Origin of the sequence: Streptomyces pactum, assembly GCF_002005225.1 — a bacterium.
Classification (GTDB): Bacteria; Actinomycetota; Actinomycetes; order Streptomycetales; family Streptomycetaceae; genus Streptomyces; species Streptomyces pactum_A.
In genome coordinates, this window is the sequence record NZ_CP019724.1 from 7,071,806 (window position 1) to 7,091,062 (window position 19,257).

General features: G+C 73.3%; 13 protein-coding genes. 7 read left to right on the top strand and 6 right to left on the bottom strand.

Annotated features, from left to right (window positions below):
* The first annotated feature begins 47 nt into the window (after positions 1 to 47).
* Positions 48 to 4,715 (top strand): hypothetical protein, encoded by a 4,668-nt coding sequence (locus tag B1H29_RS30555; protein ID WP_079160546.1) that lies wholly within the window; start codon positions 48 to 50, stop codon positions 4,713 to 4,715.
* On the opposite strand, the gene B1H29_RS30560 is transcribed toward B1H29_RS30555, so the two are convergent.
* The 5 genes from B1H29_RS30560 to B1H29_RS30580 all read right to left on the bottom strand — a co-directional run bounded on the left by B1H29_RS30560 (position 4,704) and on the right by B1H29_RS30580 (position 11,874).
* Positions 4,704 to 5,852 (bottom strand): aromatic ring-hydroxylating oxygenase subunit alpha, encoded by a 1,149-nt coding sequence (locus B1H29_RS30560; RefSeq protein WP_055422358.1) that lies wholly within the window; start codon positions 5,850 to 5,852, stop codon positions 4,704 to 4,706. The two genes, B1H29_RS30555 and B1H29_RS30560, sit on opposite strands and share 12 nt — an antisense overlap.
* A complete protein-coding gene (gene solA / locus B1H29_RS30565; RefSeq protein ID WP_055422359.1) occupies positions 5,849 to 7,054 on the bottom strand; it encodes an N-methyl-L-tryptophan oxidase in 1,206 nt (401 codons plus the stop codon). The genes B1H29_RS30560 and solA overlap by 4 nt, the downstream gene beginning before the upstream one ends.
* A gap of 11 nt (positions 7,055 to 7,065) precedes the next feature.
* Positions 7,066 to 9,537, bottom strand: a complete 2,472-nt coding sequence (locus B1H29_RS30570) for a GcvT family protein (RefSeq protein WP_055422360.1) — start codon at positions 9,535 to 9,537, stop codon at positions 7,066 to 7,068.
* The gene (locus B1H29_RS30575; RefSeq protein ID WP_055422361.1) at positions 9,534 to 10,619 is read right to left on the bottom strand and encodes an S-(hydroxymethyl)mycothiol dehydrogenase; all 1,086 of its coding nucleotides are present in this window, start codon (positions 10,617 to 10,619) and stop codon (positions 9,534 to 9,536) included. Before B1H29_RS30575 ends, B1H29_RS30570 begins: the two co-directional genes overlap by 4 nt.
* A gap of 433 nt (positions 10,620 to 11,052) precedes the next feature.
* Positions 11,053 to 11,874 (bottom strand): IclR family transcriptional regulator, encoded by an 822-nt coding sequence (locus B1H29_RS30580; RefSeq protein ID WP_244209050.1) that lies wholly within the window; start codon positions 11,872 to 11,874, stop codon positions 11,053 to 11,055.
* 206 nt (positions 11,875 to 12,080) lie between these two features.
* Between B1H29_RS30580 and B1H29_RS30585 the strand changes: the two genes are divergently transcribed.
* Both B1H29_RS30585 and B1H29_RS30590 read left to right on the top strand, forming a co-directional pair.
* Entirely contained in the window at positions 12,081 to 12,404 is a 324-nt protein-coding gene (locus B1H29_RS30585) for a bifunctional 3-phenylpropionate/cinnamic acid dioxygenase ferredoxin subunit (protein ID WP_055422362.1), read from the top strand.
* Positions 12,401 to 13,648: an NAD(P)/FAD-dependent oxidoreductase gene (locus B1H29_RS30590; protein WP_199832472.1), complete on the top strand. Its 1,248-nt coding sequence runs from the start codon at positions 12,401 to 12,403 to the stop codon at positions 13,646 to 13,648. Before B1H29_RS30585 ends, B1H29_RS30590 begins: the two co-directional genes overlap by 4 nt.
* Before the next feature lie 52 nt (positions 13,649 to 13,700).
* On the opposite strand, the gene B1H29_RS30595 is transcribed toward B1H29_RS30590, so the two are convergent.
* Positions 13,701 to 14,288: a hypothetical protein gene (locus B1H29_RS30595; protein WP_079160547.1), complete on the bottom strand. Its 588-nt coding sequence runs from the start codon at positions 14,286 to 14,288 to the stop codon at positions 13,701 to 13,703.
* Positions 14,289 to 14,710: 422 nt separating this feature from the next.
* Here B1H29_RS30595 and B1H29_RS30600 point away from each other — a divergent pair, with 422 nt between their 5' ends.
* The 4 genes from B1H29_RS30600 (at position 14,711) to B1H29_RS30615 (ending at position 19,226) form a co-directional block, all read left to right on the top strand.
* Positions 14,711 to 17,677, top strand: coding sequence for a sensor histidine kinase (locus B1H29_RS30600; RefSeq protein WP_055422378.1), 2,967 nt, complete (start codon positions 14,711 to 14,713; stop codon positions 17,675 to 17,677).
* Positions 17,674 to 18,108, top strand: a complete 435-nt coding sequence (locus B1H29_RS30605) for a roadblock/LC7 domain-containing protein (RefSeq protein WP_055422363.1) — start codon at positions 17,674 to 17,676, stop codon at positions 18,106 to 18,108. The genes B1H29_RS30600 and B1H29_RS30605 overlap by 4 nt, the downstream gene beginning before the upstream one ends.
* A gap of 10 nt (positions 18,109 to 18,118) precedes the next feature.
* Positions 18,119 to 18,514 (top strand): DUF742 domain-containing protein, encoded by a 396-nt coding sequence (locus tag B1H29_RS30610; RefSeq protein ID WP_055422364.1) that lies wholly within the window; start codon positions 18,119 to 18,121, stop codon positions 18,512 to 18,514.
* Positions 18,515 to 18,620: 106 nt separating this feature from the next.
* Positions 18,621 to 19,226 carry a GTP-binding protein gene (locus tag B1H29_RS30615; RefSeq protein ID WP_055422365.1) on the top strand — a complete coding sequence of 202 codons (606 nt, stop codon included), beginning with the start codon at positions 18,621 to 18,623 and terminating at the stop codon, positions 19,224 to 19,226.
* Positions 19,227 to 19,257: the final 31 nt, after the last annotated feature.

Sequence of the window (19,257 nt, forward strand, 5' to 3'; positions counted from 1 at the left end):
TCGCCCCCCCCGCACCCCCGCTTCACGAAGACTTACGAGAGTCCGCCATGTACGAGCTGTCCCGGGTCCGCCTCTACTCCATCGGACCCGCCGGTGCGCGATACGCCGACACCGTGCTTGACCTGCGCGGTGTGGGCGAGCCCGTGCCCGACCCCGCGCCCACGCAGGCGGAGTTCTTCGAGGAGGAGCCCGTCGGCCCGCCGCGCCGGCCCGCACCCGCCGGCGTGCTCTTCCTGGAGAACGGCGGTGGCAAGTCCGTGCTGCTCAAGCTGATCTTCTCGGTGATGCTGCCGGGTCACCGCAACACCCTGGGTGGCGCCAGTTCCGGCGTGCTGCGCAAGTTCCTGCTCGCCGACGACTGCGGACACGTGGCGCTGGAGTGGCAGCACGTCCAGACCGGAGAGTGCGTCGTCGTCGGCAAGGCCAGCGAGTGGCGCGGGCGCCAGGTCTCGGGCGACCCGCGGAAGTTCGCCGAGGCCTGGTACTCGTTCCGGCCCGGTCCCGGACTGACGCTGGACAACCTGCCCGTCGCCGAGGCCACCGCCGTACGCCCGCCCGTCGAGGGCGTCTCCGGCGCCCAGGGACGGCGGCGCACCATGAAGGGCTTCCGGGACGCCATCACCGAGGCCGGGAAGGCCTACCCGCACCTCGAGGTGCACTGGGAGGAGATCCACGACCGCTGGATCGAGCACCTCGGCGACCTCGGCCTCGACCCGGAACTCTTCCGCTACCAGCGCGAGATGAACGCCGACGAGGGCGAGGCCGCCGGCCTCTTCGCGGTCAAGAAGGACTCCGACTTCACCGACCTGCTGCTGCGCGCCGTCACCGACACCCGCGACACCGACGGACTCGCCGACCTGGTCGGCGGCTTCGGCAACAAGCTGGGCCGGCGCGCCGAGCTGATCGCCGAACGCGACTTCACCGCCGGGTCCGTGGACCTTCTCGGCCGGATCGTCGAGGCCACCGACGCCCGCACGCGCGCCCGCGACATCCACACCGCCGCCGAGCGCCGGACCAGGAGCCTGGCGCGCCGGCTCTCCTCGCGCGGAACCCAGGAACGGGGCCGGGCCGGCGACCTCGCCCAGCGGGTCACCGCCGCCGCCTACGCCGTCACGCACGCCGAGTCCGCGCGGGACCGCAGCTCCCTCATCGCCGCCGAACTCGCCTACCGGCACGCCTCGCTGGCCCTGACCGGGGCCGAGAAGGCCGCCGCCGCGCAGAAGCGCGAACTCGCCGACGCGCGCACCCTGCACTCCGCCTGGCAGGCCGCCGAGGCGGTCCTGCGGCACCGCGCCGCCGCCGACCGCGTCGCCCGCGTGTCCGCCGCCATCCAGGAGGCCGAACGGGACGCCGCCCCCGCACTCGCCGCCCGCGCCAAGGCCGCCGTCGACCTCGTCCGCGCCCTGCACGCGGCGGCCGGGAAGGCCGAACACCACGCCAACGAGGAGGAGGAGCGGTCCGCCGCCCTCCAAGAGGTCAGCGACGCCGCCCACCGGGACTCCACCACCGCGGCCACCGAGGCGCAGCGCGCCCGCAGCGAGGCCGGGCATCTGCGCCAGCGCCTCACCGAGGTCGAACAGGAGACCGCCGAGGCGGTCCGCGCCGGCTGGCTCGACGACAGCGCGCCCGACGCCGACCCCGCCCGTGCCGCCCTCGCGGCCAGCGACGCCGAGAAGACGACCGTGGCGGCCTGGGACACCGCCCGAGAGGCGGCACGCCGGGCCACGGAGCACGCGCGTGAGGCCGCCGCCGCGGAGAGCCGCGCAGAACTGACGGCGGCCCGCGCGGCGGACGCCGCCACCGCGGCCGAGCGCGCCCACGAGGCCGAGCACCGCACGGCCCGGGCCCTGACGGCCGAGGAACGGCTCGCCGAACTGCTCGGCCTGGACGCCGGGACCCGCCCGGGCATCCCCCAGCCCCGCCGGGACGCGGACCGTGGCGACCGGGCATCCGCGCCGCCCAGCGCACCGGAGGGCGCGCTGACCCCCGAGGAGCTCGACCGCTTCGCCGACGAGCTGGGCGGGCTGCTCGAGGACACCGTCTCCTCAGCCGAACGCCAGCTCTTCGAGCTGCGCACCGCCGCCGCCGACGACTCCCGCATCCTCGGCGCGCTCGGCGACGGCGGACTGCTGCCGCCCGGCCCGGACGTGCTGGCCACCGTGGAGTTCCTCGGCGAGCACGGCATCCCCGCCCTGCCCGGCTGGCGCTACCTCGCGCAGGCCGTCGACCCCGCCGACCACGCGCGCGTGCTGGCCGCGCGGCCCGAGCTGGTCGACGGCGTGATCATCACCGACCCCGACTCGCACACCCGCGCCCGCGACGTCCTCGGCGACGCGGCCCTGCTGCCGCGCTCCGCCGTCGCCGTCGGCACGGCCGCCGCCCTGCTCGCGCCGACCCCGGCGCCGGACTCCGACACCGGGGACGTCTTCCTCGTACCGCCGAACCCCGCCATGCACGACGAGCACGCCGCCGACGAGGAGCGGCACGCGCTGCGCGCGCGGGCGACGGAGCGGGACGAGGAGATCCGCGCCCTCGCCGCCCGGCTCGGCAAGGACCGGGAGCTGGCGGCCCGGCTCTCCTCCTGGCGCGCCGGCTGCCCCGCCGGACGCCTCGCCGAACTGGCGCGGACCGCCGAGGAGGTGCGCTCCTTCGCCGAGGAGACCGAGGCCGAGCTGACCGAGGCGCGCACCGTGCGGGCCGAGGCCGACGAGAGTGCCGCCGAGGCCGTACGGATGCGGGACGAGCGGCAGGAGGCCGCGCAGAAGGCCCGCCGCGCCGCCGACGCCCTCGCCGGACTCGCCTTCCGGCTGCGCGAGCGCGCCGGCTGGCAGGTCAGGCTCCGCGAACTGGCCGACGAGGGCGCCGAGGCCGAGGCCCGCGCCCAGGCTTGCCTGGAGCGGGCCCGCGCCGCCGACGAGGACCGCCGCGCCGCCCAGCGGGCCGCCGACGACGCCCGACGCACCGCCCGCACACTGCGCGCCGAGCGCTCCGAGATCGCCGGCGCCCCCGACGACGTACCGCAGGACGCGCCGGACGACGGCACGAGCGCGCCGAAGACGTCCCTGCCCGCCCTCCGCGAGGCCTACCGTGCGGCCTCCCAGCTCTACGAGAAGGTCGGCGTCGGCGCCGACCTGCGGGCCGAACAGGCCCGCGCGGAGAGCGACGAGAGCGCGGCCCGCGCCGAACTGGACCGGCTCAGCAACAAGGTGCGCACCAGGGCCGGGCAACTGCTGGAGTCGCCCGACGGCTCCGACGGACCGTCCCGGCAGGCCGCCGCCGCCCGCGCCGAGGAACTGGTGCAGCTCCTGGAGACCCGCATGTCGAGCGCGAGCGAACAGCTCGGCCGGCTGCGCGGCGAGGCCGAACGGCTCGCGCCCGAGGACGGCGACGCCCACACCGAACTCCCCGAGGAGCTCCTCCCGCGCGACGCCGAACACGCCCAGACCCTGCTGCGCACGGCGACCGCCGAACTCGCCGCCCGCAACGAGGCACTGAGGCAGGCCCGCGAGGCCCACGCCGAACTGCTCGACGCGCACCGGGCCGCCGAGGACGCGGCCGGCGGGTTCGACGAGGTCGCCGCCATGCTCCGCGACCTGCTGCGCGAGCAAGCGCCCGACGAGGAGCGGGAGGAGTCCGAGCCCTATCCGGGCGGTCTGGAGGAGGCCCGGCAGTCCGCCGCCGAGGCCCGCCGCTCGCTGCGCGGCTGCGCCGCCGACCTGTCCTCCGCCGAGGCCGCCGTGCGCGAGGCGAGCGACGTCCTCGTCCGGCACGCCAACTCCACCCGCTACGAGCAGGTGCGCACCCCGGCCCGCCAGCAGATCCGCGAGCTGCCAGCCTCCGCGCTGCCCGAGCACGCGGGCAAGTGGGCGGACGCCTTCGCGCCCCGCCTCCGTGTCCTGACCGACGAACTGGCCCAGTTGGAACGCAACCGCGACTCGATCGTGGACCGGCTGCGCGGCCTGGTCGAGTCGGCCCTCGCCACGCTCCGCTCCGCCCAGCGCCTCTCCCGGCTGCCGGAGGGCCTCGGTGAGTGGTCGGGGCAGGAGTTCCTGCGCATCCGCTTCGAGGAACCCGACCAGGCAACACTCACCGAGCGGCTCGGCGAGGTCGTCGACGAGGCCACCCGGGCCGCCGTGAAGAAGAACTCCGACCTGCGCCGCGACGGCATGTCCCTGCTGCTGCGCGGCGTCGCCGCCGCCCTTCAGCCCAAGGGCGTCGCCGTCGAGATCCTCAAGCCCGACGCCGTACTGCGCGCCGAGCGCGTCCCCGTCGGCCAGATGGGTGACGTCTTCTCCGGTGGCCAGCTCCTCACCGCGGCCATCGCCCTGTACTGCACGATGGCCGCGCTCCGAAGCAACGACCGGGGCCGCGACCGGCACCGGCACGCAGGCACCCTGTTCCTCGACAACCCCATCGGCCGTGCCAACGCCACCTACCTGCTGGAGCTCCAGCGCGCGGTGTCCGACGCGCTCGGCGTCCAGCTCCTCTACACCACCGGCCTGTTCGACACGACGGCGCTGGCCGAGTTCCCGCTGGTGATCCGGCTGCGCAACGACGCCGACCTCAGGGCCGGTCTCAAGTACATCAGCGTGGAGGAGCACCTGAGGCCGGGACTGCCCCAGCCGGCCCCGGCCGGTGACGGCGCAGGCGAGACGGTGCACAGCGAGATCACGGCGACCCGGATGTTCAGACGGCCCACCCAGTCACCCGCCTAGCCCGGCCCCGCCGCCGGGGCCGGCGAGCCGTTCCAGCAGCCACTCGTGGAAGATCCCGATGTGGTGCTCGGTCGGCACGAGGACCCCGCCCGCACGGTAGGCCCGCGACGCCATGGCGGGCTGGGTCCGCTCGCACGCCTCGAAGTCCTGCGTGTTGACCCGGTGGAACAGCTCGACCGACTTCGACAGGTCGGCCCCGGACGCCACGACCTCGGGTGCGTACAGCCAGTCGCACTCGACGACCGTGCGGTCCTCGGCGAGCGGGAACATGCGGTGCAGGATCACGTGGTCGGGCACGAGGTTGACGAAGACCGTCGGCTTGACGGTGACGGCGTAGTAGCGGCGGTCCTGGTCCTGAGACACCTCGGGCAGCCTGCCGAGGCCCTCGCTGCCGTCGACCGTGAAGCCCCGCACCTCCTCGCCGAACTCGGCGCCGTGGCCCACGTAGTACTGGGCCGCGTAGCCGTCGGCGAACTCCGGCAGCACGTCGGTGAGTTCGGGGTGGATGGTGGCGCAGTGGTAGCACTCCATGAAGTTTTCGACGATCAGCTTCCAGTTCGCCCGCACGTCGTACCTGACGCGCCGCCCGAGCGCCAGGTTCTCCGTCCCGTACCGCTCGATCGCGGCCGGGTCTCCGAGCCGTTCGACGACCGCGCCCCGCACCGTCTCCTCGAAGGAGGGCGGCGCCTCGGCCAGGCACACCCAGGCGTAGCCGAGCCACTCGCGCAGGGCCACCCCGACCAGGCCGTACGCCGAACGGTCGACGTCCGGCATCCGCGTCAGGCCGGGCGCGGCGACCAGCCTGCCGTCGAGGTCGTACGTCCACGCGTGGTACGGACACTGGAGGCTGCGGCGCACCTCGCCGGAGTCCGCCACACAGAGCCGGGCTCCGCGGTGCCGGCAGATGTTGAGGAAGGCGCGCAGCTCACCCGCGCGGTTACGCGTGATGACGACGCTCTCGCTCCCGACCTGCACGGTGCGGAAGGCGCCGGGCCGGTCCAGGTCGGCGCCGCGGACGGCACAGAACCACATCGACTCGAAGACGTGCCGCTGTTCCTGACGGAAGACCTCCGGGTCGGTGTAGTAATGGCCCGGCAGGGTCGCGATGAGGCTGGGGGACAGGGGAGTCGTCGTCACGTGCGTGCTCCTCGGGCGGGCGCGGCGGCGGTGGGGGTCCCCCCGCTCGGGCGGAGCCGAGGGTGGGGGCGGGCAGGGTCGAACAGACCGATGGGGTGGGCGGTGGCGCCGGTCAGGGCCAGGTCGGCGAGGATCTCGCCCACGACGGGCGTGAACTTGAAGCCGTGCCCGGAGAAGCCGCAGGCCACGGTCACCGAGCCGGGGTGCGCGGGGTGCCGCGCGATGACGAAGTGCTCGTCCGGCGTGGTGGTGTACATACAGGTCGCGGCCTTGAGGAAGGTCCCGGGCAGGTCCGGGACACGGCCGGACATGTGCGCGGCCATCGCCTCCACCTCGTGGTCGTGCACGGTCCGGTCGATGGTCTCCGGGGTGGTGGCCCGCCCCTTGCGGAAGAAGGCGACCTTGGCACCGTGATCGGGACCGTCGATGGCCGGGAAGCCGTAGACCTGGACGCCGGCCGCGTCCTCCCAGACGTAGATCGGCTGGTTGGCGGGGAGGAAGGGCCGGGTGCCGTTCCTCGGCTGGAACCAGTACATGACCTGCCGCTCGACCGTGAAGGGCACCCCCAGGTCCGTCAGCAGCCGCGGTGCCCAGGCGCCCGGGCAGACGACCAGTTGGGAGGCGGTGTAGGTGTTCTCGGCGGTGTGCACCCGCACGCCGTCCCGGTACGGCTCCCACCGTGTCATCGGCTCGTCGAAGTGCAGGTCGGCGTCCTGCCGGGTGGCGAGCTGGAGGTGGGCCGCGACCGTGTTCTCGGGGCGCAGGAGACCGGCCTTGGCCTCGTGGAGCGCGACCTCGTCGTCCGCCGGCGTGAGCGTCGGGAAACGGCGGCGGATCTCCCTGGCGTCCAGGATCTCGTGCGGCAGGTCCCACTCGCGTGCCGAGCGCAGCGAGCCGGAGACGGTCCACGAGTCGGGCCGGCCGACCATCACCCCGCCGCAGAGCAGGGCGATGTCCCGGCCGGTGGCCCGCTCCAGGTCCTCGTACAGCTCGTAGGCCCGCAGGAGGAGAGGTACGTACGCCGGGTCCTCGAAGTACGACTGCCGGGTGACCCGGGAGCCGCCGTGGCTGGAGCCCCGGTTGTGCACCGGGCCGAACTTCTCCAGACCAAGTACGCGGGCGCCCCGCGCGGACAGATGGTGGACGGCGGCGCTGCCCATGCCGCCGAGCCCGATGACGATCACGTCGTAGGTGGGGGACATCGGAGCGCCTCCTAGCGGCGGATGCGGGTCATCTTCGGGTCGAACAGCGGCTCGTCGGCGACGGTGGCGGGCACCTTCTCGCCGAAGTACTCCACGTGCACGCCGGTGCCGGTGGCCAGTCCGGCCGGGAGCCAGGCGTACGCGACACAGCGGCCGAGCGTGTAGCCGTACGCGGCGCTGGTCACGTAGCCGGAGGGCGTGCCGTCCACGTGGACCGGTTCCTTGCCCAGGACCACGGCGGCCGGGTCGTCGAGGAGGAGGGCCGTGAGGCGCCGGGCCGGTTCGCCCGCGCGCCGCAGCGCGGCCCTGCCGACGAAGTCCGCCTTGTCCGCGCGGACCGCGAAACCGACGCCCGCCTCGTACGGGTTGTGCTCGTCGGTCATGTCGGTGCCCCAGGCCCGGTACCCCTTCTCCAGCCGCAGCGAGTTGAAGGCGGACCGCCCGGCCGCGATCACGCCCAGGTCCCGGCCGGCCTCCCACAGCGTGTCCCAGAGCCTCAGCCCCACATCGGCGCTGGTGTACAGCTCCCAGCCGAGTTCACCGACGTAGCTCAGGCGCATGGCCGTGACGGGTACGTGGCCGACGTACGTCTCCTTGGCGCGGAAGTAGCCGAACGCCTCGTGCGAGAAGTCGTCCGGGGTCAGCGGCTGGACGAGGTCGCGGGCGAGCGGGCCCCAGACGCCGACGCAGCAGGTGCCGGAGGTCGTGTCCCTGATGTGGACACCGCCGGGCGCGTGGCGCGACAGGTGGTCGAGGTCGGCGGGGGAGTTGGCGCCGACCTGGAAGCGGTCGGGGCCGAGACGGGCCACGGTGAGGTCGGAGCGGATGCCTCCGGTCTCGTCGAGGAGGAGCGTGTAGGTGACCGCGCCGGGCTTCTTGCGGAGGTTGTTGGTGGTCATGCGGTCGAGGAAGTCGAGGGCTCCGGGACCGGTGACCTCCAGCCGGCGCAGCGGGGTCATGTCGTACAGGGCGACCCTCTCACGGGTGGCCAGCGCCTCGGCCGCCGCGACGGGGGACCAGTGACGGGCGGACCAGGCGTCGCGGCCGGGGAGGCGCAGGCCTTCGGCGAGTCCGGCGTTGGCCTCGTACCAGTGCGGGCGCTCCCAGCCGCCGCCCTCCAGGAAGTACGCGCCGAGTTGCTGCTGCCGTGCGTGGAAGGGGCTCACCCTGAGCGGGCGTGGCCCCTCAATCGGCTGCAGGGGGTGGAGGACGTCGTACACCTCGACGAACTGCTGTGAACCGCGCTCACGGATGTACGCCGGTGAACGCTGCGCTTCTTCGAAGCGCGTGATGTCGCACTCGTGCACGTCCAGCGACGGCCGCCCGTTCACCATCCACTCGGCGACGGCCTTGGCGACACCGGCCGAGTGGGTGACCCAGACGGCCTCCGCCAGCCAGAAACCCCGCAGCGCCCGGGACTCGCCGAGGACCGGCATGCCGTCCGGGGTGAAGGAGAAGACACCGTTGAAGCCCGTCTCGATGCAGGCCGCCCGCAGGGCGGGCATCAGCCGCCGGCAGTCCTCCCAGCTCGGGGCCCAGTCGTCCGGGGTGAAGGGGTAGGACGAGGGCATCTCCATGTTCCGGTCGCGGGCCTCGTCGTAGGCGGGGACGTCGAACGGGTCGACGGGCAGCGGGCGGTGGGCGTAGGAGCCGATACCGAGGCGGTCGGTGTGCTCGCGGAAGTACAGGTCGCGGTCCTGAAAGCGGAGGATCGGCTTCGACGCCTCCGCGGTGGCGCCGCTCAGCTCCGGCAGCGGTCCGGTCCTCGCGTACTGGTGGGCGAGCGGTTGCAGGGGGACGTCGACCCCCGCCATGCCGCCGACGACCGGCCCCCAGAAACCGGCCGCGGAGACCACGTGGTCGGCCGGGAAGGTACCCCGGTCGGTGACGACCCCCGTGACCCTGCCGTCCCGCCGCTCGATACCGGTGACCGTGTGCCGGTCCAGGAAGCGGGCGCCCCGCGCGGTGGCGCGGTCGAGCTGGGCGCGGGACGCGTGCAGGGCACGGGCCAGGCCGTCCTCGGGCGTGTGGAAGCCGCCGAGCACCACCGACTCGTCGAGGAGCGGCCAGAGTTGCTTGCAGCGGGCGGGGCCGACGATCTCGCCGCGCACGCCCCAGGCGGCGGCGTGACCGGCCCTGCGGTGCAGGTCGGCGAGGCGTTCCGGGGTGGTGGCCAGCTCCAGGCCGCCGACCGGCTGGAAGCACGGCACGCCGTCCGCTTCGAGGGAGGTGAACTTCTCGACGGTGTACCGGGCGAACTCGGTGAGCGTCTTGGAGGGGCTGGTCCGGAAGACGAGGCCGGGCGCGTGCGAGGTGGAGCCGCCGGGGGCGGGCAGCGGGCCCTGCTCGAGGACGGTGACGTCGCTCCAGCCGAGGGCGGTCAGCTCGTCGGCGAGCGAGCAGCCGACGATGCCGGCGCCGATGACGACCACGCGGGGGGAGGGGCGGGAGTCGTGGGAGGGGAGGGTGCCGTGGGTGCTCACAGGACCACCACCGAGCGCAATACATCGCCGCGGTGCATCTTGGCGAACGCTTCCTCCACCCGGTCCAGCGAGGTGGTCTCCGAGACGAAGGCACCCAGGTCCAGCAGCCCGTAGAGATACTGGTCGATGAGGAACGGGAAGTCGCGGCTGGGCAGGCAGTCGCCGTACCAGGACGACTTGACCGCGCCGCCGCGTGAGAACACGTCGATGAGCGGCAGTTCGACCGTCGTCTCCGGCGTGGGCACGCCGACCTGGACCAGCACGCCGGCGTGGTCGCGCATGTAGAAGGCCTGGCGGAAGGTCTCCGGGTGCCCCACCGCGTCGATCGCGAGGTCCACGCCGTGTCCGTCGGTGAGGGCGCGGACCGCCTCGATGGGGTCCGCGCCGCGGGAGTCGACGGTGTGCGTGGCGCCGAACCGCTCCGCCCGGTCCAGTTTCCGCCCGTCGACGTCGACGGCGATGATCTTCATGGCACCGTTGAGGGCGGCTCCCGCGATCGCCGCGTTGCCGACGCCGCCGCAGCCGATGACGGCGACCGAGTCGCCGCGGCCCACGTTGCCCGTGTTGACGGCGGCGCCGTAACCGGCCATCACCCCGCAGCCGATCAGGCCGGCCGCCTCGGGGCGCGCGGCCGGGTCGACCCTCACCGCCTGGCCCGCCGCGACCAGCGTCTTCTCGGCGAAGGCACCGATACCGAGGGCGCTGGTCAGCGGCGTGCCGTCCAGCAGGGTCATCGGCTGGGCGGCGTTGCGGGAGTCGAAGCAGTACCAGGGGCGACCGCGTCGGCAGGAACGGCAGCCGCCGCAGGGCGCCCGCCAGGCCAGGACCACGTAGTCGCCCTGCTGAAGATCGGTGACCCCCTCGCCGACCGCCTCGACCGTGCCGGCCGCCTCATGGCCGAGCAGGAAGGGGAAGTCGTCCGTGATCGCGCCCTCCCGGTAGTGCAGGTCCGTGTGGCAGACCCCGCAGGCCTGTACCGCGACGAGAACCTCGCCGGGTCCCGGGTCCGGCACGACGACCGTCTGCACCTCGACCGGTGCGCCCTTCTTCACAGCGACTACGGCACGGACCTCGTGTGGCACGGCAAGCTCCTCTGCTGTTGCGCATGGCACGATGGGTTGCGCTATGGGGAACATAGTGGGAATGCCGTCGAGTGGCCGTCAAGAGGTGCGGGTTAACCCTTGGCAAAAGGGCCGGGGGCGGTCTCGGGGCCGAATCCCGCCGGACGCACCACGGCGCGGAACCGGAGGAATTCCTTCGGATTCCCGGCCCCGCGCCGTCGGTCCACTCCCGCTCCGTCGAGTCCTGCGCGTCCCGCCCGTCGTGCCTCCGTCGTGCCCGTCGTGCCCGTCGTGCCTCCGTCGTGCCCGTCGTGCCCGTCGTGCCCGTCGTGCCCGTCGTGCCGGGACTGTGCGTCCGTCGCGTCCCGTGCCGTCTGTGCCGTCTGTGCCCGTGCCGTCCGCTGCGCCTTCTGGGCCGCCCGGGTCGTCCCGGGCCGCGCCGCCCGGCGCCGGTTCAGCAGCCGTAGCCCATACGGCGGGACAGCTCGACCCCCGCCGCCAGTGCGCGCTTCGCCAGGTCCGGCAGCCGGTCCGGCGTCAGCCGGTACACCGGTCCCGAGACGCTGATCGAGGCGATCACCTTGCCGTCGTGGGAACGGACGGGTGCCGCCACGGCCGCGAGCCCGATCTCCAGCTCCTCCTGCGTGATCGCGTAGCCCTGCTCGGCCACGGTCTCCAACTCGCCGCGCAGCATCGCCGCGCCGGTGACGGTGCGCTCGGTGAACCGGTGCAGCGGACGGGCCAGCAGGCCCTCGCGCAGAGTGGTCGGCAGGTGGGCGAGGAGCACCTTGCCGCTGGCGGTGGCGTGCAGCGGAGTGCGCCGGCCGAGCCAGTTCTGCGCCGTCACGGAGGCGGTGCCTCGGGCCTGCATGACGTTGACCGCCGCGTCGTCGTCCAGCACCGCGATGTTCGACGTCTCGCCGAGCTCGTCGGCGAGTTCGCGGCAGACGGGCACGCCCTCCTGCGAGATGTCCAGACGCACTGCCGCCGCCCCCGCGAGGCGCAGTACACCGGCACCCAGGTAGTACTTGCCGCGCTCCTTCTCCTGGGCCACCAGACCGCGGTTCTCCAGGACGCCGAGCAGCCGGAAGGCGGTGGACTTGTGCACGTCCAGCTCGTCGGCGATCTCGGTGACGCCCGCCTCCCCGTGCCGGGCGAGGATCTCCAGCACGCTCACGGCGCGGTCCACGGACTGCACGCTGCCGGCCGCCGCTCTGCCCTGCTTGTTCTCCACGCGTTCCCCACCCTGGTCGGGCTGCTTCTGTGTGCGGGTCATGGCTCAACTCTCACTGCCTGGCGGCCCCGTTCGGACCGCATCTGCGGGAAGCCCTTGACGCCACGGGCGCCCGCCCGGATTCTGTTGCGCATAGCGCTCTCCAGTGCGCCATGTGAAACATCATGTTACCGAAGCGTCCGGATCCCGGAAGGGTACGCGTTCCCGCACCAGTCGGGACATGCGTTCCGGACCGAGAGGGGGAGCCCATGATTCCCGTCTGCCGCCTCGAAGACCTCCCCAAGGGCGGGTCCACCCGTGTCGGGACGAGTCCGCCGATCGCCGTCTTCCACACCGACGACGGTGACCTCTACGCCATCGACGACACGTGCAGCCACCAGGACGCCTCTCTTTCCGAGGGCTGGCTGGAGGGCTGCCTGGTCGAATGCCCGCTGCACGCCGCGTCGTTCGACCTCCGGACAGGCCGGCCGACCTGCCTCCCGGCCCGCAGGCCCGTACGCACCCACCGCGTCAGCGTCCACGAGGGTGTCGTGCACGTCCATCTCGCCGCGGAGGAGGGGAGCGCCGCATGAGGACCGTGACGGTCGTCGGCGCCTCGCTCTCCGGTCTCTACGCCGCCCGGGAACTGCGCGCCCAGGGGTTCGACGGCCGACTGGTGATCGTCGGCGAGGAACCTCACCGGCCCTACGACCGCCCTCCCCTCTCCAAGGACTTCCTCACCGGCCGGGCCGGCGAGGACCGACTGGCGCTCACCGACGCCGAGGAGACCGCCGGCCTGGACGCCGAGTGGCTGCTCGGCGTCCGTGCCCGCGGCCTGGACGCCCGCGGCCGCACCGTGCTGCTCGACGACGGCCGCGCGGTGTCCACCGACGGCGTCGTCGTCGCCACCGGCGCCTCGGCCCGGCACCTCCCCGGCGACGGCCTGGCCGGCGTCCACACCCTGCGCACCCTGGACGACGCCCGCGCCCTGCGGGCGGAACTCACCCGCGGCCCGCGCAGGGTCGTCGTGATCGGCGGCGGCTTCATCGGTGCGGAGACGGCCTCCTCGTGTGCCGCCCTCGGTCACACCGTCACCGTCGTCGAGGCCGCTCCGCTGCCGCTCGTGCCCCAACTCGGCACCGAGATGGCCGCCGTGTGCGCCACGCTGCACCGCCGCGAGGGTGCCGAACTCGTCACCGGTGCGTCCGTGGCAGCCCTGCGCGGCACGGGCGTCGTCACCGCGGTGACACTCTCCGACGGCCGCTCCCTGCCCGCGGACGTGGTGATCGTCGGCATCGGCGCCACGCCCAGCACAGCCTGGCTGGCGGGGTCGGCGCTGGTGCTGAACGACGGCGTTGTCTGTGACGACGGCTGTGTGACGTCCCTGCCCCAGGTGGTCGCCGCCGGTGACGTGGCCCGCGTCGGGGGCACGCGCGCGGAACACTGGACCTCCGCCACGGAGCAGCCCCGGGTGGCCGTGACCAACCTGCTCGCCGGGCGGACCGTGGAGTACGCGAGGACGCTGCCGTACTTCTGGTCCGACCAGTACGGCGCCCGCCTCCAGTTCGCCGGCCGGCGCCGGGAGGGAGACACCGTCCGCATCGTCGAGGGCGAGACCGCCGACGGCGTACCGGCCGACGACGGCTTCCTCGCCCGCTACGAACGGGACGGACGTACGACCGCGGTGCTCTCCGTGGACCGCCCACGCGCCTTCATGCGGGCCCGACGCGAACTCGCCCGCGAGACCGAGCGGACGTGGCCGACGGACGGCCCGGCGCGGCCGGCGGGTGATCGGGACCGGACGGCGGGTGACCGGGTGCGGCCGGCGGTGCTGTGAACCGTGGCCCCAGTCGGCGCCCGACCACTCAGCCGGCCAGGCACCCGGCCACTCAGGAGTGCGACAACTGTCCCGCGCCGCCCCGCCGGCGTATCCGCTCCCGGCTCCGTTCCGCGGACCGGGCCTGCCGCCTGGCCCGGCGACGCTCGCGTCGCATCGCCCGCGCGGTGCTGCTCGGCATCGACACCACGCCGTGCCGCTGGTTCCAGACCTGTCGTGTCACCCAGACGTCCAGCACGCCCCACGTCGCCACCACCGTGCCCGCCACGCTGCCGATCACCATGGGGAACGCCAGCCAGGATCCCGCCATCGTGCACAGGAAGGCCACCATCGCCAGGATCAGCGTCACGGCGACGACGAGGACCGCTCGCACGGCCGCCGTACGCACCGGATCCGGGAGCCGACGCCGCCGGGCGGGCTCCTCCGTCCACAACGGCCGGTAGGCCGACTGCCGCTCCCGCGCTTCCTGCCGCTCTCGCGCTTCCTGCCGGGCCGACCGCTCCGGCCGCTCCCGCGCCGACGACTCCGGCCCGGCCGCCGGAATGTCGCGATCCGGCGCTTCGGAGGCCGAGTCGGCCCTCAACCCGGCCGCACAGCCGTCCTCGGGCGCCCTGCGCCGCTCCGCCGTGCCCATCAACATGTCACTCCCCACCGCCAGCAGACAGCTCGCCCGTGCCCCAAGACACGGCTCCCCTCTGGCTGCCCGGCTTGCGCTGCTTTACGCCGCCCAGGGGCGGGATGCGGCTCCTGTGGCCGATTCCGCCTCCATTTCCCGTAGTGAAGTACGAACGACGGGCCCTCAAGATTCCCGGAAATCCCGCACAGCCGAAAAAATTCGGCCAATCCGTCCGCCACGCCGGTTGGACGCTCCTCCCCGCTCGCCGCCGGATCCCGGGAGGCAATCTCCCGCAATGGCCGGACAACTGACCATCGCCTGCCGCCGCTGCGGAGGCTCGGCCTCCGGACGGCTCTTCGAGTTGCCTGCGCGTGAGTAGTAGGCTCGCGCCGTTTGTTGACGTACATGTGTGCCCCTTGCTGGTGGGGGTCGAGCTGGGGGAGGCCATGCGCTTTCGCGGGAAGTCGATCCGCCGGAAGATCGTGGCGCTGCTTCTCGTGCCGCTGGTCTCCCTGACCGCGATCTGGGCCTTCGCCACGGTCCTCACGGGACGCGAGGCGGGCCGGCTGTTCAGCGTCTCGACCGTGGTCGAGGAGATCGGCTACCCGGTCGAGGACACCGTCCGCGTGCTCCAGCAGGAGCGCCGCCAGACCCTCGTCCACCTCGCCGACCCGCGCGCCTCCGACGGGCTCGCCGCACTGGAGCGCAGCCGCACCGCCACCGACGAGGCCCTCGCCGAGATCCGCCGCAACGCCGCGGACGCCGACGTACGCGACGCGCTGGACCAGGCCGAGGAAGAGCGGCTCACCGCCGTACTGGACGCCTTCGACGGCATCGGCTCGCTGCGCCGCAGCGTCGAGGACGGCACCGTCGACCGCGCGCAGGCGCTCGGCCTCTACAACCGCCTGGTCGACCCCTGCCACGAACTGCTCGCCAACCTCCACGTGGTCGACGACGTGAGCCTGGACAAGCAGTACCGCGCCCTCGTCAACGTCTCCCGCGCCCGCGAACTGCTCTCCCGCGAGGACGCCCTCCTCGGCTCCGCCCTGGTCACCGGCCGGCTCACCCGCGGCGAGATACGGGACGTCTCCGACCTCGTGGCCCAGCGCACCATGATGTACGACATCAACCTCCCGCTGTTGCCCGCCGCCGAACGCGGGCGCTACCAGCGCTTCTGGAAGAACGCCGCCAGCGCCCCCCTGCGGGTCGCCGAGGAGGCGGCCGTCGCCGGCGAGGCCGGCCCGCCCCGCGGCGTCACCGCCAAGAGCTGGGACACCGCCGCCGGAAGCGTGCTCGACGAACTCGGTGCCCTGGACGACGACGCCGCCGACCGCTACCAGGACCGCGTCGACCCGGTCGCGACGAACACCATCGCCAAGGTGGTGGTCGCCGGTGCCCTGGGCCTGATCGCGCTGCTGTTCTCCCTCTTCCTGTCCGTACGCGTCGGCCGCTCCCTCATCCGCGACCTCAAACAGCTACGCCTGGAGGCCCACGAGGCGTCCGGTGTCCGCCTGCCCAGCGTGATGCGCCGCCTGTCGGCGGGCGAACAGGTGGACGTGGAGACCGAGGTGCCGCGCCTGGAGTACGACAAGAACGAGATGGGCGAGGTCGGCCAGGCCCTCAACACCCTGCAGCGCGCCGCCGTGGAAGCCGCCGTCAAGCAGGCCGAACTCCGGGCCGGCGTCTCCGAGGTGTTCGTCAACCTCGCCCGCCGCAGCCAGGTGCTGCTGCACAAGCAGCTCACCCTGCTCGACACCATGGAGCGCCGTACCGAGGACACCGAGGAACTGGCCGACCTGTTCCGCCTCGACCACCTGACCACCCGTATGCGCCGGCACGCCGAGGGCCTGGTCATCCTCTCCGGCGCCGCACCGTCCAGGCAGTGGCGCAAGCCGGTCCAGCTCATGGACGTGGTGCGTGCCGCCGTCGCCGAGGTCGAGGACTACGAGCGCATCGAGGTCCGCCGGCTGCCCCGCGTCGCCGTCACCGGACCGGCCGTCGCCGACCTCACCCACCTCGTGGCCGAACTCCTGGAGAACGCGACGGTGTTCTCGCCGCCGCACACCGCCGTGCAGGTCCTCGGCGAGCGCGTCGCCAACGGCTTCACCCTGGAGATTCACGACCGCGGCCTCGGCATGGCGGCCGACGCCCTCCTCGACGCCAACCTCCGGCTCGCCGAGACCCCCGAGTTCGAGCTGTCCGACACCGACCGGCTCGGCCTCTTCGTCGTCAGCCGGCTCGCCCAGCGGCAGAACGTCCGGGTGTCCCTCCAGCCTTCCCCCTACGGCGGCACCACCGCGGTCGTCTTCGTCCCGGACGCGCTGCTCACGGACGACGCCCCGGACACCAACGGCGTCGGCTTCCGCCTCGACCGTCCCCAGCACGTCAAGGAGAAGGAGCGGGAGGAGAGCCGCCGTTCCGCTCTCACCCATGTGCCGGCACGGATGCCGGGCCGCCCGGCACCGCTGCTGGACGGGCCGGTCGAACTCGAGGCGCCGGTCGACCTGGACGCCCTCGACGACCTGCCGGGTGGCCTCGGCGACGAGGAAGGCGAACGGAGCGGCCTGTTCCGCCCGCGCCGCTCCCTCGTGGCCGCTGACGACGACCAGGAGGTCCGTCGCGCCGAACGGCGGCGTCAGGAGTCCGGCCGCCAGGGGGAGTCGCTCCAGGGCGAGGACCACCAGGCGGACCCGCCGGTCGCGCTGCCTCTGCGTCGGACCCCCAAGCTGGTCAGTTCACACGGGCGTCCGGTCCCGGAACGGGGCGCCCGGAACACCGCGGACGAGGAGCCTTCGGCCGCCGACCGCACGGGGGGCGGGACGGACGCGCAGTCACGGTCCGCCGAGCCGCCCGCACTGCCCAGCCGACGTCGACGCGAGGAACGAGTCGACGCCGGTGCCGACAGCCGTGGCGACGCCCGCGCCGAGCACCGTGCCGAGGGCCGCGCTCAGGGCCCTGCCGGGGGCCGTACCACCGGCCGCGCGGAGGGCCGCCGTGCCGACGGTGGTGACGGAGACCGCGCGGAGCCCGAAGCACTGCCGTCGCTCCCCGCCCGCCGCCGCGGCGCGTCCCCCAACCGCGGGAACGGCACCTCCGGCAACGGCACGGACCGCGGGCGGGACGCCGGCCACACCCCCGGGCCCGCCCCGGACACCTCCGAACCCGGCACGGGCGCGCTGCCCCGGCGCGTACGACAGGCCAACCTGGCCCCCCAGCTCAGGCAGAGCCCCGAACCACCCGCCGAGGACCGCTCCGACCCCGCCGACCGAGACGCCGAGGAAGTACGCAGCCGGATGGCGTCGCTCCAGCGCGGCTGGCAGCGCGGCCGCAAGGAGAACGCCGCAGGCGACGGCGTCCCCGGCGATACAGCTCCACAAGCACCACGAGGAACGACTAAGGGGGACGGTCGATGACCGCACCGAAGACGACCGGCCACACCGCGACCAGGTCCGGGGAGCTCAACTGGCTCCTCGACGACCTGGTGGACCGTGTCGCGAGCATCCGCAAGGCGGTCGTCCTGTCCGGCGACGGCCTGGCGACCGGGTCATCCAAGGACCTGACCAGGGAGGACAGCGAACACCTGGCCGCCGTGGCATCCGGTTTCCACAGCCTCGCCAAGGGCGTGGGCCGTCACTTCGAGGCGGGCAGCGTCCGGCAGACCGTCGTCGAACTCGACGACGCCTTCCTGTTCGTCACGGCCGCCGGAGACGGCAGTTGCCTGGCCGTACTGTCGGACGCCGACTCCGACGTCGGCCAGGTCGCCTACGAGATGACCCTCCTCGTCAAGCGGGTCGGCGTGCACCTGGGCACCGCCCCGCGCACCGATCTGCCTTCGGGTGGGTAAGCGGGATGACATGAGCGCAGACGGTCAGGGAAGAAACCACTGGTTCGACGACGAGGCCGGCCCCGTCGTCCGTCCGTACGCCATGACGCGCGGCCGCACCACCAGCGCGGCCCAGCACCGCCTCGACCTGATCGCGGTGGTCGTCACGGAACCCCACGCGGACGATCCGGAGGCGGACGTCACGCTCGGCCCGGAGCACGTGGACATCGTCGAACTCTGCCGGGACACCCCCCAGTCGGTCGCCGAACTCGCCGCCGAGCTCGACCTGCCCATCGGGGTCGTGCGGGTCCTGGTAGGAGACCTGGTGGACGTCGAACTCGTCCACGTGAACCGGCCCGTCCCCCCGGCCGAACTGCCGGACGAGAACATATTGCGCGACGTGATCAGCGGACTGAGGGCACTGTGAACCGGCCTCCGGGCATGACAAGCGGCACGAGAAGCAGCGTGGCAAGTGGCACGAGAAGCAGCGTGGCAAGTGGCACGGCAAGTGGCACGTTAAGGAGAAGAGATCGATGATCTTCGGGCGTTCTCAGCGCGGCAAGCCGCCGGTCGAGCCCGTCACGCTAAAGATCCTGGTGGCCGGCGGCTTCGGCGTCGGCAAGACCACCCTCGTCGGCGCGGTGAGCGAGATCAGACCGCTGCGTACCGAGGAACTGCTCACCGAGGCCGGGCGGCCGGTCGACGACCTCAGCGGTGTGGAGGGCAAGCACACCACCACGGTGGCCATGGACTTCGGGCGGATCACACTGCGCGAGGACCTGGTGCTGTACCTTTTCGGCACCCCCGGCCAGGAGCGGTTCTGGTTCATGTGGGACGAACTCTCCGAGGGCGCGCTCGGAGCCGTCGTCCTGGCCGACACCCGCCGCCTGGAGGACTGCTTCGCCGCCGTCGACTACTTCGAGCGCCGCTCCATACCGTTCCTGGTCGGCGTCAACTGCTTCGAGGGATCGGCCCGCTACCCCGCGGACACCGTCCGCCAGGCCCTCGACCTCGACGCCGAGGTGCCCCTGGTGGTGTGCGACGCCCGTGACCGGGAGTCGGTCAAGGAGGTACTCATCGGCGTGGTCCAGCACGCCATGGCCCAGGCGGCGGACCGCCGCAAGGCCGTCACCACCTGACGGCTCGGGGCACGGAAGCGACACCCGCGCG